This is a genomic window from Streptomyces sp. NRRL S-920 (assembly GCF_000717945.1).
Classification (GTDB): domain Bacteria; phylum Actinomycetota; class Actinomycetes; order Streptomycetales; family Streptomycetaceae; genus Streptomyces; species Streptomyces alboniger.
This window is the reverse complement of the sequence record NZ_JODF01000026.1, coordinates 47,737-61,610: the sequence shown is the minus strand read 5'-3', so window position 1 is coordinate 61,610 and position 13,874 is coordinate 47,737. Positions and strand designations below refer to the sequence as shown.

13 protein-coding genes are annotated in these 13,874 nt (G+C 71.5%); 8 read left to right on the top strand and 5 right to left on the bottom strand.

The genetic code is table 11. The features are described 5' to 3' along the window. The first annotated feature begins 49 nt into the window (after positions 1–49). On the top strand, positions 50–1,171 hold the full coding sequence (locus IG54_RS0119815) for an alpha/beta hydrolase (RefSeq protein ID WP_030785747.1): 1,122 nt from the start codon (positions 50–52) through the stop codon (positions 1,169–1,171). A 60-nt stretch (positions 1,172–1,231) separates the two neighbouring features. Here the strand turns inward: IG54_RS0119815 and IG54_RS0119810 are convergent, their stop codons facing one another. Continuing rightward, positions 1,232–2,389, bottom strand: a complete 1,158-nt coding sequence (locus IG54_RS0119810; RefSeq protein WP_030785744.1) for an ABC transporter ATP-binding protein — start codon at positions 2,387–2,389, stop codon at positions 1,232–1,234. A 158-nt stretch (positions 2,390–2,547) separates the two neighbouring features. On the opposite strand from IG54_RS0119810, the gene IG54_RS0119805 reads away from it, so the two are divergent. The 4 genes from IG54_RS0119805 to IG54_RS0119790 all read left to right on the top strand — a co-directional run bounded on the left by IG54_RS0119805 (position 2,548) and on the right by IG54_RS0119790 (position 6,186). After that, positions 2,548–3,276, top strand: a complete 729-nt coding sequence (locus tag IG54_RS0119805; protein ID WP_030785741.1) for an ABC transporter permease — start codon at positions 2,548–2,550, stop codon at positions 3,274–3,276. Continuing rightward, a complete protein-coding gene (locus tag IG54_RS0119800) occupies positions 3,273–3,953 on the top strand; it encodes an ABC transporter permease (RefSeq protein ID WP_030785738.1) in 681 nt (226 codons plus the stop codon). The genes IG54_RS0119805 and IG54_RS0119800 overlap by 4 nt, the downstream gene beginning before the upstream one ends. A 38-nt stretch (positions 3,954–3,991) precedes the next feature. Further along, positions 3,992–4,969, top strand: a complete 978-nt coding sequence (locus IG54_RS0119795; protein WP_030785735.1) for an ABC transporter substrate-binding protein — start codon at positions 3,992–3,994, stop codon at positions 4,967–4,969. A 113-nt stretch (positions 4,970–5,082) separates the two neighbouring features. Further along, positions 5,083–6,186 (top strand): hypothetical protein, encoded by a 1,104-nt coding sequence (locus IG54_RS0119790; RefSeq protein ID WP_030785732.1) that lies wholly within the window; start codon positions 5,083–5,085, stop codon positions 6,184–6,186. A gap of 315 nt (positions 6,187–6,501) precedes the next feature. On the opposite strand, the gene IG54_RS0119785 is transcribed toward IG54_RS0119790, so the two are convergent. After that, positions 6,502–7,833 (bottom strand): PH domain-containing protein, encoded by a 1,332-nt coding sequence (locus IG54_RS0119785; protein WP_234336257.1) that lies wholly within the window; start codon positions 7,831–7,833, stop codon positions 6,502–6,504. A 14-nt stretch (positions 7,834–7,847) separates the two neighbouring features. Continuing rightward, positions 7,848–8,357: a PH domain-containing protein gene (locus tag IG54_RS0119780; protein ID WP_030785727.1), complete on the bottom strand. Its 510-nt coding sequence runs from the start codon at positions 8,355–8,357 to the stop codon at positions 7,848–7,850. A gap of 104 nt (positions 8,358–8,461) precedes the next feature. Here IG54_RS0119780 and IG54_RS0119775 point away from each other — a divergent pair, with 104 nt between their 5' ends. Continuing rightward, the gene (locus tag IG54_RS0119775; RefSeq protein WP_030785725.1) at positions 8,462–9,625 is read left to right on the top strand and encodes an NADH-quinone oxidoreductase subunit D; all 1,164 of its coding nucleotides are present in this window, start codon (positions 8,462–8,464) and stop codon (positions 9,623–9,625) included. Here IG54_RS0119775 and IG54_RS0119770 read toward each other — a convergent pair. After that, entirely contained in the window at positions 9,590–10,567 is a 978-nt protein-coding gene (locus IG54_RS0119770) for an SAM-dependent methyltransferase (RefSeq protein ID WP_078594291.1), read from the bottom strand. The two genes, IG54_RS0119775 and IG54_RS0119770, sit on opposite strands and share 36 nt — an antisense overlap. 163 nt (positions 10,568–10,730) lie before the next feature. On the opposite strand from IG54_RS0119770, the gene IG54_RS0119765 reads away from it, so the two are divergent. Together IG54_RS0119765 and IG54_RS0119760 are read left to right on the top strand one after the other, a co-directional pair. Beyond that, a complete protein-coding gene (locus IG54_RS0119765; RefSeq protein WP_030785721.1) occupies positions 10,731–11,933 on the top strand; it encodes a sensor histidine kinase in 1,203 nt (400 codons plus the stop codon). 84 nt (positions 11,934–12,017) lie between these two features. Next, positions 12,018–12,689 (top strand): response regulator transcription factor, encoded by a 672-nt coding sequence (locus tag IG54_RS0119760; protein WP_030785719.1) that lies wholly within the window; start codon positions 12,018–12,020, stop codon positions 12,687–12,689. Between the two features lie 28 nt (positions 12,690–12,717). Here IG54_RS0119760 and IG54_RS0119755 read toward each other — a convergent pair whose 3' ends face one another. Beyond that, positions 12,718–13,824 (bottom strand): DUF5937 family protein, encoded by a 1,107-nt coding sequence (locus tag IG54_RS0119755; RefSeq protein WP_030785705.1) that lies wholly within the window; start codon positions 13,822–13,824, stop codon positions 12,718–12,720. Between the last annotated feature and the right edge of the window lie 50 nt (positions 13,825–13,874).

Below are 13,874 nucleotides of genomic sequence, written 5' to 3'. Positions count from 1 at the left end.
GCGGGAACACCGAAGCAACGGTAGTAGAAAGCGCAGGCAGGAACACGCCATGGGTCTCACGAGCAACAAGGTCCTCGCCCTTGCGGTCTTGCTGGCCGTACTGCTCTTCTTCGGCACCATCTGGCTCTGGCCACGGCTCGCCCGCCGCTCCTGGAAGGCCGTCACGGGCCGCGTCGGGCTGCTCCTGGCCACCCAGCTCGCGATCTTCGCCGCGGTGGGTCTCGCGGCCAACCAGGCCTTCGGTTTCTACGCCACGTGGGCCGACCTCTTCGGCCAGGAGACGAGCCCGGGGATAGTGGTGGACCACGATCCGGCCAAAGGGGGTTCAGGGCCCGTCAAGGTCGTCGACACCCAGAGCGTGAGCGTGCCCGGCGGCGACCGGCCCGTCACCGGAGGCCAGATCCAGAAGATCGAGGTCGGCGGCAAGGAGTCGAAAATAGGCAGCCCCGCCTACGTCTACCTGCCGCCCGAGTACTTCCAGCCGCAGTACCGCAACCGCACGTTCCCCGTGGCCGTGGCCCTGACCGGATACCCCGGCACCGCCGAGGCGCTCATCAAAGGGCTGCACTACCCCCAGACCGCCCACCGGCTGGCCTCCGAGGGCAAGATGCAGCCGATGATCCTGATCATGATGCGGCCGACCGTGGCGCCGCCGCGCGACACGGAGTGCGTGGACATCCCCGGCGGCCCGCAGGCCGAGACGTTCTTCGCCAAGGACCTCCCCGACGCGATCTCGCAGCACTACAGGGTGGGCACCAAGGCCCGGAACTGGGGCGTCGTCGGCGACTCCACGGGCGGCTACTGCGCCCTGAAGCTCGCCATGCACCACCCCGACAAGTACGGCGCCGCCGCGGGCCTGTCGGCCTACTACAAGGCGCCCATCGACGTCACCACCGGCGACCTCTTCCACGGTGACGAGCAACTGGAGCGCGAGGCCAACCTCATGTGGTACCTCGACCACAAGCCGGCGCCCAAGACGTCCCTCCTCGTGACCAGCAGCAAGAAGGGCGAGGACAACTACCGGGACACCCTGAGGTTCATCGACAAGGTGAAGGCGCCCACGCGCGTGTCCTCGATCACGCTCGACAGCGGTGGGCACAACTTCAACACCTGGCGCAGGGAGATCCCCGCCACCCTCCAGTGGATGAGCGGCCGCCTCAACGACAACTGACAGCGCCCGCGGCCCGGATGACCGACGGTCAGCCGACGTCCATCGCCGCCCGTCTCCCCGTCAGTCGGCGCCGATCGCCGCGATCGTCTCCAGTTCGACCTCCGCCCGCGCGATGTCACGGGCGTCCGCCGCCGTCGAGCGGCGCAGCGCCTCATGCAGCCGGGCCGGCGTCAGGACGCCCAGGAAACGGCCCTCGCTCTCCTTGTCGATGACCGCGATCCAGCCCGCGTCGTGCTGGAGCATCGTCGCGAACGCCTGCTTCAGACTCGCGCCCACCGGGAGCCACGCCTCCATGCGGCGGGCGTGCTCGCGGACCGTGCCGGTGCCCACGCGCGCGTGCTCTGCGGAGATCCAGCCGTGCAGGTTGTTGTCGCCGTCCAGGACGACCGCCCAGCGGGCGTCCAGCTCCCGGGGGAGCGGGTCGTCCAGGTGCACCACGGGGGGCTGCTCCAGGTCGCCCTCCTCGATCGGCGTCACGGAGAGACGCTTCAGCCCGCGGTCCGCGCCGACGAAGTCGGCCACGTACGCGTTGGCGGGGGCGCCGAGCACGGTGGACGGGGTGTCGAACTGCTCGATGCGGCCCTCGCCGTAGACGGCGATGCGGTCGCCGAGGCGGACGGCCTCCTCGATGTCGTGCGTGACGAAGAGCACGGTCTTGCGCACGGACTGCTGAAGGCGCAGGAACTCGTTCTGAAGGTGCTCGCGCACCACCGGGTCGACCGCGCCGAACGGCTCGTCCATGAGGAGGACGGGCGGATCGGCCGCCAGCGCGCGGGCCACGCCGACGCGCTGGCGCTGGCCCCCGGAGAGCTGCTCGGGGTAGCGGCCGCCGAAGACGGCGGGGTCGAGGCCGACCAGGTCGAGGAGTTCGGCCGCGCGCTCACGGGCCTTGCCGCGCTTGACGCCGAGGAGGTGCGGGACGGTCGCCGTGTTCTCCAGGACCGTCTTGTGCGGGAAGAGGCCGACCTGCTGGATGACGTAGCCGATGCGGCGTCTCAGCTGAACGGGATCGATGGCGGATATGTCGTCCCCGTCGACGAATATCCGCCCCTCGCTCGGCTCGATGAGCCGGTTCACCATCTTCATCGTGGTCGTCTTGCCGCAGCCCGACGGGCCGACGAGCGTGACCAGTTCACCCTCGGCGACCTCGAAGGACAGATCGTCGACGGCGGTGGTGCCGTCCGCGTATCGCTTGGTGACGTGCTCGAACCGGATCATGTTTCCCCATTGTGGCGGGCGGAGGCGGGCTGTGCGTGACGGCCGTGTTGCGGCCGTACGACGAGTCTCGGCGATTGTCAGTGCCGCGCGTTAGGGTCGCCAGACACGGGGGGACGTGTGTGCGGCATACGTCCGGGAATTCGGGGGAGGTGGGGCGCGTGGCCGAGCAGAACTGTCTGGTGACGAACGACTGGATCTGCGGGGAATATCTCCGCACGCGCAGCCAGGAGTTGACCGACGCGACCCTTCAGCACGTCGGGATCACGCTCGCCTCGGTGGCGATAGGCCTCGCCGTGTCCCTGCCGCTCGCCCTCCTCGCCCGGCGGTGGCGCTTCCTCGCCGGGCCGATCCTCGGCGTGACGACCGTGCTGTACTCGGTCCCCTCGCTCGCGATGTTCTCGCTGCTCCTGCCGTTCTTCGGCCTCTCGGCCTCACTGGTCGTCACCGGCCTGGTGCTGTACTCCCTCACGGTCCTCGTGCGGAACATCCTCGCGGGCCTGCGGGCCGTCCCCGAAGAGGCGCGGGACGCCGCCAAGGGGATGGGGTACGGCCCGCTGAGGCTCCTGTGGGAGGTGGAGCTGCCGCTCGCGCTGCCCGCGTTGCTGGCCGGCGTGCGCATCACCACGGTCTCCACGGTCGCGCTGACGACCGTCGGCGCCATCGTCGACTACGGCGGCCTCGGCACCCTGATCCTCGACGGACTCGACACGACCTTCAAGGCGCAGGTGCTCACGGCGTCCGTGCTCTGCCTGCTGCTCGCCGTCGCCGCCGACCTGCTGCTGCTCGCTCTCCAGCGGTGGCTGACGCCCTGGACGAGGGCCCATCGAATACGGACGAGCCGAGCCGCGCGCAAGGCGGCCGTGGCCAAGGTGGCTGAACCTGCATGAACGCGATCACCGGTGCGTACGACTGGCTGACCACGGGCGCCAACTGGCAGGGCGAGAAGGGGGTGTGGCACCGCCTGGCCGAGCACCTGTACTTCAGCGGTGTCTGCCTCGCCGTCGCCTGCCTGATCGCGCTGCCCCTCGCGCTGTACCTCGGCCACATCGGCAAGGGCGGCGCCCTCGCGGTCAACATCTCCAACGTCGGCCGCGCGGTGCCCACGCTGGCCCTGCTGATCCTGCTCACGCTCACCCCGCTCGGTGAGCACGGCGACGCCCCGACGCTGATCGCGCTGGTCCTCTTCGCCGTGCCGCCGCTGCTGACCAACGCCTACCTCGGGATGCGCGAGGTCGACCGGGCGGTGGTGGAGGCGGCGCGAGGGATGGGCATGAGCGGCGGGCAGTTGTTCGCGCGGGTCGAGCTGCCGCTGGCGTATCCACTGATCATGACCGGGATCCGCTCCGCCGGGGTGCAGGTCGTCGCGACCGCCACCCTCGCCGCGATGGCGGGTGAGGGCGGCCTCGGCCGGATCATCACCGCCGGGTTCAACTTGCAGAACACCCCCCAAGTGGTGGCGGGCGCCGTCCTGGTGGCGCTGCTCGCGCTCCTGGTGGAGGGGGTCCTGGTGGTGGCCGGGCGCGTCTTCGACCCGATGCGGCGGTCCGGCGGGACGACCCACTGAGTTTTGTCTTCTCTCCTTTTCGAAATGGTGGTTCACCGATGAACAGCACAACGCGTCGCGCGCGACGGATGGCAGGGGCGGCCGCGGTCGCCGTGGCGCTGACCGCGGGGCTCGCCGCGTGCGGCGGGGACAGCCTGGAGGACGACGGCAAGGGGTCGGACAAGGCGGGCGACGGCAAGAAGGGCTCGCTCGTGGTGGGCTCGGCACGCTTCACCGAGCAGAAGGTCCTCGCCGAGCTGTACGTGGGCGTTCTTGAGGAGGCCGGATATGACGCGCAGGTCAAGACCGTGCAGAACCGCGAGATCTACAAGCCCGAACTGAAGAAGGGCACGATCGACATCGCGCCCGAATACGCGGCGACGCTCACGGAATTCCTCAACCTCGAGAAGAACGGCCCCAAGGCCAAGACCGTCGCCTCCAGCGATCTCGACGCCACGGTGAGCGCGCTGGAGAAGCTCGCGAAGCCGCAGGGTCTGAAGGTGCTCCCGGCGGGCGACGCGGTCGACCAGAACGCGTTCGCGGTCTCCAAGGAATACGCCGAGAAGCACAAGCTCAAGACGCTCTCGGATCTCGGCAAGTCGGGGGAGAAGGTGCGGATCGCGGCGGGCGACGAATGCGAGACCCGGCCGTTCTGCGCACCCGGCCTGAAGAAGAAGTACGGGATCGATGTCGCCGCAATCGACCCCAAGGGCGTCGGCACCACGCCGTCCAAGCAGGCCGTCAAGAACGGCACGGATCAGTTGGTGCTGACCACGACGACCGACGCGACGCTGAAGAACTACGACCTCGTGATCCTCGAGGACGACAAGAAGCTCCAGAACGCGGACAACATCCTTCCCGTGGTCAACGCCAAGGAAGCGGGCGGCAAGGAGATAGCCGACGCGCTCGCGAAGCTCACCAAGACGCTCACGACGGAAGACCTCATCGAACTCAACCGGAAGGTCGACGAGGAGCGTCAGAAGGAAGCGGATGTCGCCAAGGAGTATCTGGAGTCGAAGCACCTGATCGGAAGTTGATCGCCGGAGCAAAGCGGAGGAGGGGTGGGGAGTTGTGACGAGTTATGGATGTGGCACCTGCTTTTTGCCGGGCAGGGCTCCACACTTCGCCTACGCGCGGTAAGTTTCTGGCCATGCCACGTGGACGTCACCGCCATTCCCCACCCCTGCACAGGCTGCTTCCCCCTTCGACGGTCGCAGGCGTCTCTGTTCTCTGCGCCGGCGGAGCCTGGATGTTCGCGGAACCGATCGTGCTCCGCGGGCTCGTCGCCGCGGCGGCGGCCGCCGCGGTCGTCGGCTCGGTCGTCATGCGGCGCTGGGACCTGGCGGCCGGTAAGCGCGTCGCCGAACTCACGCGCGCGCGAGCGAGCGACGAGTGGCGTCACGAGGAGCGGATAGCCGAGGCCGAGTCCGACCTCGAGGAGTCCCGCGAGCTGCGCGGCAAGCTGGAGACCAAGCTGCGCGCCAAGCGTTCCGAGCTGGCCGCGCTGCGCAACGAACACGCCGCGCTGCTGCGGCGGTACGCGACCGCGGAGACCGAGCGGGCCAGTGCCCTGGAGGGGCGGCGTCTGCTCGCCATCGAGGCGACCTCGTCGACGCCCGAGCTGGCGGCGGGGTCCGGCACGGGATCTGGCACGGGGGCCTCGGAGTTGGTGCCCGCGGTGCGGGCCGGGGCGCCGGTGCCGGCGTCGCGCAAGGAGGACTCCGTCGCGGGTCCTGCCGCGCGGGGCGAAGGTGGCGCCACACCGTCCCTCGGGGCGGGCGCGGGCCTCACCTCCTCGCTCTTCCTGCGGGCCAACGCGGCGCTCGACCGTCTGACCCCGCCGGTGCCGGTCGCGCCCGAGGCGCCCCGCCAGGCGGAGGACGAGCCGCGGGGTGACCGCCGGGGGAAGTCCGGGGCGGCCGACGGATTCGGCGGGCACGAGCGCGCGGTCGCCGTCGCGCCGCCCGTCAAGGCGCGGCGCCAGGCGCCCCGGGGCGGGTTCGACTTCTTCGGTACGAAGGGCGCGGCTCCGGCCGCGCTGGAGTCCGTGCAGAACGAGGACCTCGCCGACGTGGTGGGCGAGGAGGCCCTCGCGGTCCACAAGGCGGAGGCCGAGGCGGACTTCAAGGACGCGCCGGCCGCGGGTGAGGCGGGCGACGCGGCACGCGGCGTGGGCCAGGTCATCGACCTGACCGCGCACGACGAGACGGAACAGATCGACATCGCGGAGCTGCGGACGGCCCTGCGGGCGTGACGGTTTCCGCCGGTCGGGGCGCGGTGGAGTTCTTCCGCGGGTGGTGGGTGGCTGGTCGCGCGGTTCCTCGCGCCTGAGGGAGCGGGACGGCGGTTCTCCGCGTCTCTGACGTGGCGGGGACGTGGTCTCCGCGCCCGTGTCGGGGCGGCACACGGTCTTCGCGCGCCTGAGGGGGCGGGACGGCGGTTCTCCGCGTCTCTGACGTGGCGGGGACGTGGTCTCCGTGCCCGTGTCGGGGCGGCACACGGTTTCCGCTCGCCTGACGGGGCGTAACGCAATTCCCCGCGTCCCCACCCGGGGGACACAGGCCCTACCTCACGCCATCCAGCGATCCGGGCGCGCCTCGATGCGGCCGGTACGGGAGCGGTCCGCCTGGGACTGGAGGAGCGCGGCCGCCTCGTCCGCGGGGCGCAGGCGGGCCGTCACCGTCTTGTTGGCGCCCGTGTCCACTCGTACGTCGGCCACGCCCTTGTACCGCTCCCAGGGCCCCTGCGAGAGCCGCACGCTCTGCACCTTGGCGTGCGGCACCAGCGACAGGCGGCGCTTGAGCAGGCCGTGCCGCGCCGCGAACACCGCGTCGGTGACCGTGAGGCCCTGCCCCTTCCACCAGAGCGGCACGCACCACGCCGCGCGCGCGGGAGGCCTGGACAGCTCGGCGGGCTCCGGCACGCGTGCGCCCGGCAGGACGCGGGCGATCACCGCCTCTGCCAGCTCACGCGGGGCCACCGGCACCAGCACGGTGTTGGCCGAGCCCGCCACGTCCAGCTCCACCCGCACCCAGCCGTACCGCCGCCACAGCAGGGGCTGGACGATGTGCACGGTCTGCACGCGGCCCGGCGGCACGGTCTCGTGGGCCTTGTCGAGGAGCCCGTGGTCGATGCGCAGGCCGTCCGGGGACTCGCCCACCGTCCAGTCGTACTCCTTGATGAAGCGCCCGCCGCTGCTCGCGAACGCGCCGCCCAGCATGGGCAGTCCGGTGGCGAGGACCGTCCACAGGTTGTGCGTGGCGAACCACAGGCCCGTCGGGACGACGGTCGCGGCGACGAGCATCACCCAGGGCGCGCCGGTCAGCATCAGGGAGAGGGCGAGCATGCGCGGCTGTACGTGCAGCAGGGCGCGCACCGGCGCCTCGCCGACCTCGCGCGCCTTCTCGGGGGCGAAACCGGCGGCCCGCGCGAGAAGCTCGGCCCGCAGTTCGGCGGCGTCGCGCTCGCCGAGGTAGGCGAGTTCGTCCTTCTTGTCGGCGCCGACGACATCCAGCTTCAGCTTGGCGACCCCCGCGATACGGGCGAGCAGCGGCCGCGTCACGTCGACGGCCTGGAGGCGGTCGAGCCGGATGTGGGCGGTGCGCCGGAAGAACAGCCCGGTGCGGATGCGCAGTTCGGTGTCGGTGACCGCGAAGTGAGTGAACCACCAGCTCAGGAAGCCGTACGCGGCGCCGCCGAGGAGCACCGCCGCGCTCCCCAGCAGCAAGGTGGTGGCCGTCAGTTCGGAAAGGCGCTGCTGTGTGCCGTTCGGGTCGTGGACGGCCCAGCCCACCAGGACCGCGAAGGGCGCCCAGGCACGCCTCAGCGGCGTCACGGGATGCAGTCGCCGCTCACTCACCACGGCTGCGCCCTCGGCCGCGGCTATGCGCGTGTCGTCCACGGCTCCGCCGCCGCTCACAGCCCCGCCGATCGTGCTTCGCCCAGCTCCGTCAGCCGGTCGCGCAGCCGCTCGGCCTCCTCGGGGAGCAGCCCCGGGATGCGCGCGTCGGTGGCGGCGGCGGCGGTGTGCAGCTGCACGCTCGCCAGGCCGAAGTGCCGCTCCACAGGGCCCGAGGTCACCTCGACGAGCTGCATCCTGCCGTACGGCACGACGGTCTCCTCGCGCCAGAGCACGCCCCTGCTGATGAGCAGGTCGTCCTCGCGCTCGGCGTACCGCCACGAGAGCCAGTTGCGCCCGAGCATCGGCCAGCCCCACGCCACGAGGGCGAGCGGCAGCAGCGCGAAGGCCGCCCAGGCCGGGCCCGCGAACAGGCCGAGCAGCACGCCGACCGCCGCGGCGATCGGCACCAGCCAGACCACGAGCAGCAGCCGCCGCATCCTCAGCAGACCTCGTGGCAGCCCCGTCCACACCGGCTCGGTCCGCGCCCCCGCGGGGCCCGCGGCCCCTGCCGTCCCCGTTTCCATGCCCCCAGCCTACGTACGGCCTCCGACAACCGCGTAGGCCGTACGTCGACGGCGTAGGCCGAGTAGGCCGCCCCTCGGGCCGGCGCGTGCGAGAGACTGTCCGCATGAGTCCCACGGCGGAGACCACCACGCAGACCACGCTCGGCATCGGCGGCGCGGCCGAGAGCACCGACATGGTGCTCAACATCGGCCCCCAGCACCCGTCCACGCACGGCGTGCTCCGTCTGCGCCTCGTCCTGGACGGCGAGCGCATCCAGCACGCGGAGCCGGTCATCGGCTATATGCACCGCGGCGCGGAGAAGCTCTTCGAGGCCCGGGACTACCGGCAGATCGTGATGCTGGCCAACCGCCACGACTGGCTGTCGGCGTTCTCGAACGAACTCGGCGTGGTGCTGGCCGTCGAGCGGATGCTCGGCATGGAGGTCCCCGAGCGCGCGGTGTGGACCCGCACGCTGCTCGCCGAGCTGAACCGCGTGCTCAACCACCTGATGTTCCTGGGGTCCTACCCCCTCGAACTGGGCGGGATCACCCCGGTGTTCCACGCGTTCCGTGAGCGCGAGGAACTCCAGAACGTGATGGAGGAGATCTCCGGCGGACGCATGCACTACATGTTCAACCGCGTGGGCGGCCTCAAGGAGGACCTGCCCGCCGGATGGACTTCCCGCGCGCGTGAGGCGGTCGCTTCGGTGCGTTCGCGCATGGACGTGTACGACCGTCTGGTGCTCGGCAACGAAATCTTCCGGGGCCGCACGCGCGGTGTCGGCGTCCTCAGCCCCGAGGCGGTGCACGCCTACGGAGTGAGCGGGCCCATCGCCCGTGCCTCGGGGGTGGACTTCGACCTGCGCCGCGACGAGCCCTACCTCGCGTACGCCGAACTCCAGGACACCCTGAAGGTCGTCACGCGCCAGGAGGGCGACTGCCTGGCCCGCTTCGAGTGCCTCCTGGAGCAGACCCACAACGCCCTCGACCTCGCCGACGCCTGCCTGGACCGGATCGCGGAACTCCCGCGGGGGCCGATCAACCAGCGTCTGCCGAAGGTCCTCAAGGCCCCCGAGGGCCACACGTACGCGTGGACCGAGAACCCCCTCGGCATCAACGGTTACTACCTGGTCTCCAAGGGCGAGAAGACCCCGTACCGCCTGAAGCTGCGCTCGGCGTCGTACAACAACATCCAGGCGCTCGCCGAACTGCTTCCGGGGCAGCTGGTCGCGGACATGGTGGCGATCCTGGGGTCACTCTTCTTCGTGGTCGGCGACATCGACAAGTAGCGCGGCGCCGGCGGGCATGCCGACGGGCTGCACCAGCCATCCGAAGTCCCCTAGCCCGCCGGGAGCCGTCAGCTCGGCGGCCTGCCCCCCGCGCGCGAGAGCGCGTACGTACGCCGCCGGGTCCTCGGAGGCCAGCCACAGTGGGGGACGGCCGCCGCTCACCCCGAGCGCGCCGAGCGCCGCCCGCTGGGTGAGCAGCACGGCCCCCTCCATCGCGCACGCGTCCAGCGCCACGTGCGCGGTGATGTCGCAGCTGCCGTCCGGCACGGGAGCCGTCTCGCGGCCCTCCCTGAAGCCCGTGAGCGTCCCGAAGGGCGGGCGCCCCTGCCGGTCGTGCGCGTAGTCGACGGCGACCGCGAGGCCGCGCTCCAGACCCGCCACCGCCGCGGCCCACGCCTCGTCCCGGGGGCGGCCGATCTCCGCGCGCAGGCCGGGCTCGGCCCCAAGGGGCCACCAGCGCGCCAGCCACGCGGCGTCCGGCCCCGCCACGGGGCCGCCCAGCGACTCGGTGCCGTCGTCGCGTACGAGCAACCGGCGCGCCGTTCCGTCGGCGGCCACCTCGGCGATGTCCACAGGGACGTTGTCGAGCCACTCGTTGGCGAAGAGCAGGCCCGTCACGCCGGTCGGCGGACCGGCCCGCCAGATGATGCGCGGATCAAGTCCGGGGGGGCGCTCCGCGCGCTCCACCGCGTACGCGCGCACGCGTGCCGCCACATCGGCGGGGAGCGCGGCGAGCACACCCGCGGTCAGCTCGCCGCGGCCCGCGCCCATGTCCACGAAGGCGATCTCTTCCGGGTGGCCCAGCACCTCGTCGACCCGGCACAGCAGCCGGGCCACCGCGGCCGCGTAGAGGGGCGAGGCGTGCACGGAGGTACGGAAGTGTCCCGCGGGTCCCTCAGGGCGGCGGTAGAAGCCGTCAGGGCCGTACAGGGCCGCCTCCATGGCCTCGCGCCAGCCGCGCGGGGCGTCCGCCCCGCCGCCGTTGTCTTCATACGTCACAGGGCGCAGGCTAAGCGGGCCTCCACCTTGGGGAGTACACGTGCTCGATATGGATCGCACCTCCGGTTGACCCCGGGGTGCCTTCGGGCTGCCTACGCTGGGTTACGTGCACCGCCTCTATGACTTCCTCCGCAGACACCCGACAGGGGTCGACGGCTTCTGGGCCCTCGTCCTGCTCGGGATCTCCGGGCTCGGTCTGGTGTCCATGGCCGACGTGAACGGCCCCGTGGCGGGAATCGCGGTGATCCCGGTCGTCCTCGGAATGAGCCTGGTGCTCGCGCTGCGACGGAGGGCGACCGAGCGGATGCTCGTGCTCGCCGCGGTCCTCGGCGTCTGCCAGCTCGTCCTCGATGTGAGGGTGATGCCGGCGGACTTCGCCATGCTGGTGATCATCTACACCGCGGCCGCCGACGGGGCGCGGTGGGCCTCGCGGTTCGCGCTGGTGGGCGGCCTGTGCGCGGCTCCGCTCGCGTCGATGCGCTGGCCCGGGGAGGGCGTCACCGTCGTCGGCAGCGTCCTCTTCACGATCTTCCAGATAGTTCCCTTCGCGCTCGCGTGGGTCCTCGGCGACTCCATCCGCACCCGCCGCGCCTATCTGGCCCAGCTGGAGGAGCGCGCCGCCCGGCTGGAGAAGGAGCGGGAGGCGCAGTCGAAGGTCGCGGTGGCCGCCGAACGGGCCCGCATCGCGCGTGAGCTGCACGACGTCGTCGCGCACAACGTCTCGGTGATGGTGGTCCAGGCCGACGGCGCCGCGTACGTCATGGACACCGCACCCGACCAGGCCAAGAAGGCTCTGGAGACCATCTCGGGCACCGGCCGCCAGGCCCTCGCCGAGATGCGCCGCCTGCTGGGCGTGCTGCGCACGGGTGAGCCCGAGGAGGGTTCCGAGTACGTCCCGCAGCCCGATGTCCAGCAGCTCGACGAGCTGATCGAACAGGTGCGCACGGCCGGTCTGCCCGTCGACTACAAGGTCGAGGGCACCCCGCGCCCCCTGCCCAGCGGCGTGGAACTCACCGCGTACCGCATCGTGCAGGAGGCGCTCACGAACACGCGCAAGCACGGCGGCGAGAACGCGGGCGCGAGCGTGCGCCTGGTCTACTTCGACGACGGCCTGGGGCTGCTCGTCGAGGACGACGGCAGGGGCGCCCCGCACGAGCTGTACGAGGACGGCGGCGCCGACGGCCGCGGGCACGGCCTGATCGGCATGCGCGAGCGCGTCGGCATGGTCGGCGGCACCCTGGACGCGGGACCGCGCCCCGGCGGCGGCTTCCGGATCAGCGCGCTGCTGCCGCTCAAACCAGCACACTGAACGTGGCCCCGTCCGACCGACCGACCCATTCCCCGCCTCCTCTCTGTCGCCTCCCTCCCCCGCCCCCCTCGAAGGGACTCCTAGATGTCCATCCGCGTGTTGCTCGTCGACGACCAGGCGCTGCTGCGCACCGGGTTCCGGATGGTGCTGGCCGCACAGCCGGACATGGAGGTCGTCGCCGAGGCGGGTGACGGCGTGGAGGCCCTGGAGGTGCTGCGTTCGACCAAGGTCGACGTGGTGCTGATGGACGTACGCATGCCGAAACTGGACGGCGTCGAGACGACCCGGCGCGTCTGCCAGGGCCCGAACCCGCCGAAGGTGCTGATCCTGACCACCTTCGACCTCGACGAGTACGCCTTCTCGGGGCTGAAGGCGGGCGCCTCCGGGTTCATGCTCAAGGACGTGCCTCCGGAGGAGCTGCTCGCCGCGATCCGCTCCGTGCACAGCGGTGACGCGGTCGTCGCGCCGTCCACCACGCGGCGCCTGCTCGACCGCTTCGCGCCGATGCTGCCGAACGCGGGCGGGCAGCCGCAGCACAAGGAGCTGGAGCGGCTGACGGCCCGTGAGCGCGAGGTGATGATCCTCGTCGCGCAGGGTCTGTCGAACGGCGAGATCGCCGCGCGCCTCGTCCTCTCGGAGGCCACCGTGAAGACGCACGTCGGCCGCATCCTGACCAAGCTGGATCTGCGGGACCGGGTGCAGGTCGTGGTCCTCGCGTACGAGACGGGGCTCGTGCGGGCCGGGGGCAACTCCTAGCGCCTGCCCGTGGCGGGCCGGCATCGGCCTAGCGCAGGACGCCCTCGATGAAGTCGCTGCCCAGCCGTGACACCACGCTGATGTCCAACTGGTGCTGCACATAGCGGCCCCGCCGCCGCGTGGTGATCAGGTCGGCCTTCTTCAGGACGCTCAGGTGCCGGGATATCTCCGGTGCCGTCATGCCGTGCGCGTCCGCCAGCTCGCTCGTGGTGTACGACCCGCGCGCGAGGTGGCGACACAGGCGCATCCGCACCGGGTGGGCGAGCGCGGCCATACGGCGGGTCAGCTGCTCCACAGTGGGCGGGGTGGTGAGACCGGGGGCGCTGATGGGGTACGTGATGCAGGCCTGCCAGCCCTTTCGGTGCAGCACCATCACGTGCGGCCAGCCGAGACTGGTCGGCACGAGCACCAGACCTCCGGAGCCCGTGGTCGTACGCCCCGTGGTGATCTTGTCGACGGTGATGAGCTGCTCGCTCTCGTCCAGGGACACCGCCCCGGAGAGCGCCTTCAGGGCCTCCGCGAGGCCTTTGCGCCGCAGGAGGTCGGTCTTGAGGCGGGCGTCCGCGGCCAGTTGATGGCTCAGGCGGGCCCAGGTGTCGGCGAAGAACGCCTCGTCGCAGTCCTCCAGGAGCTTGCGCAGCCACGCGCGCACGACCGGCGGCTCGTCCAGGAGGCGCTGGGTGAACTTCACCTGCTGCGGGCCGCGGGCGGCGGCGAGGTCCAGCGCGCGCCGCTGCACGGCGGGGTCGGCCAGCAGATTGCTGTCCGACTCCGAATACGTCGACTGACAGGTGAACTCCAGGGCGGCGTCCACGAACTGCTCGTCCGTCAGCTTGTCCAGCTGGTCCAGCTCCTCGGCGAGCGTGGCCCCGGGGAGCGTGCTGCGCCCCGGGAGGCCGGCGAAGGGCGCGAACACGTCCGAGAACGTCGAGCGCCACAGGAAGTCGGCCTCGCACAGGCGGTCCGCCAGGCACGGGTCCAGACGCGCCGAGACGGCCGTCGCCCAGCCCTGGAGCCCCGGGTGGTGGCCCGGCTCGGAGAGCGCGTGCAGCGCCATGCCCAGCTCGGCCAGGGGCGAGGGCACGACATGGATCCGCTCGTGGGACAGCCCGCTGATGTCGATGCTCACGCTCATGCCCTCATGGTGCACCGCGCCACTGACAGCGCGGCCGTCGATTGACGGCC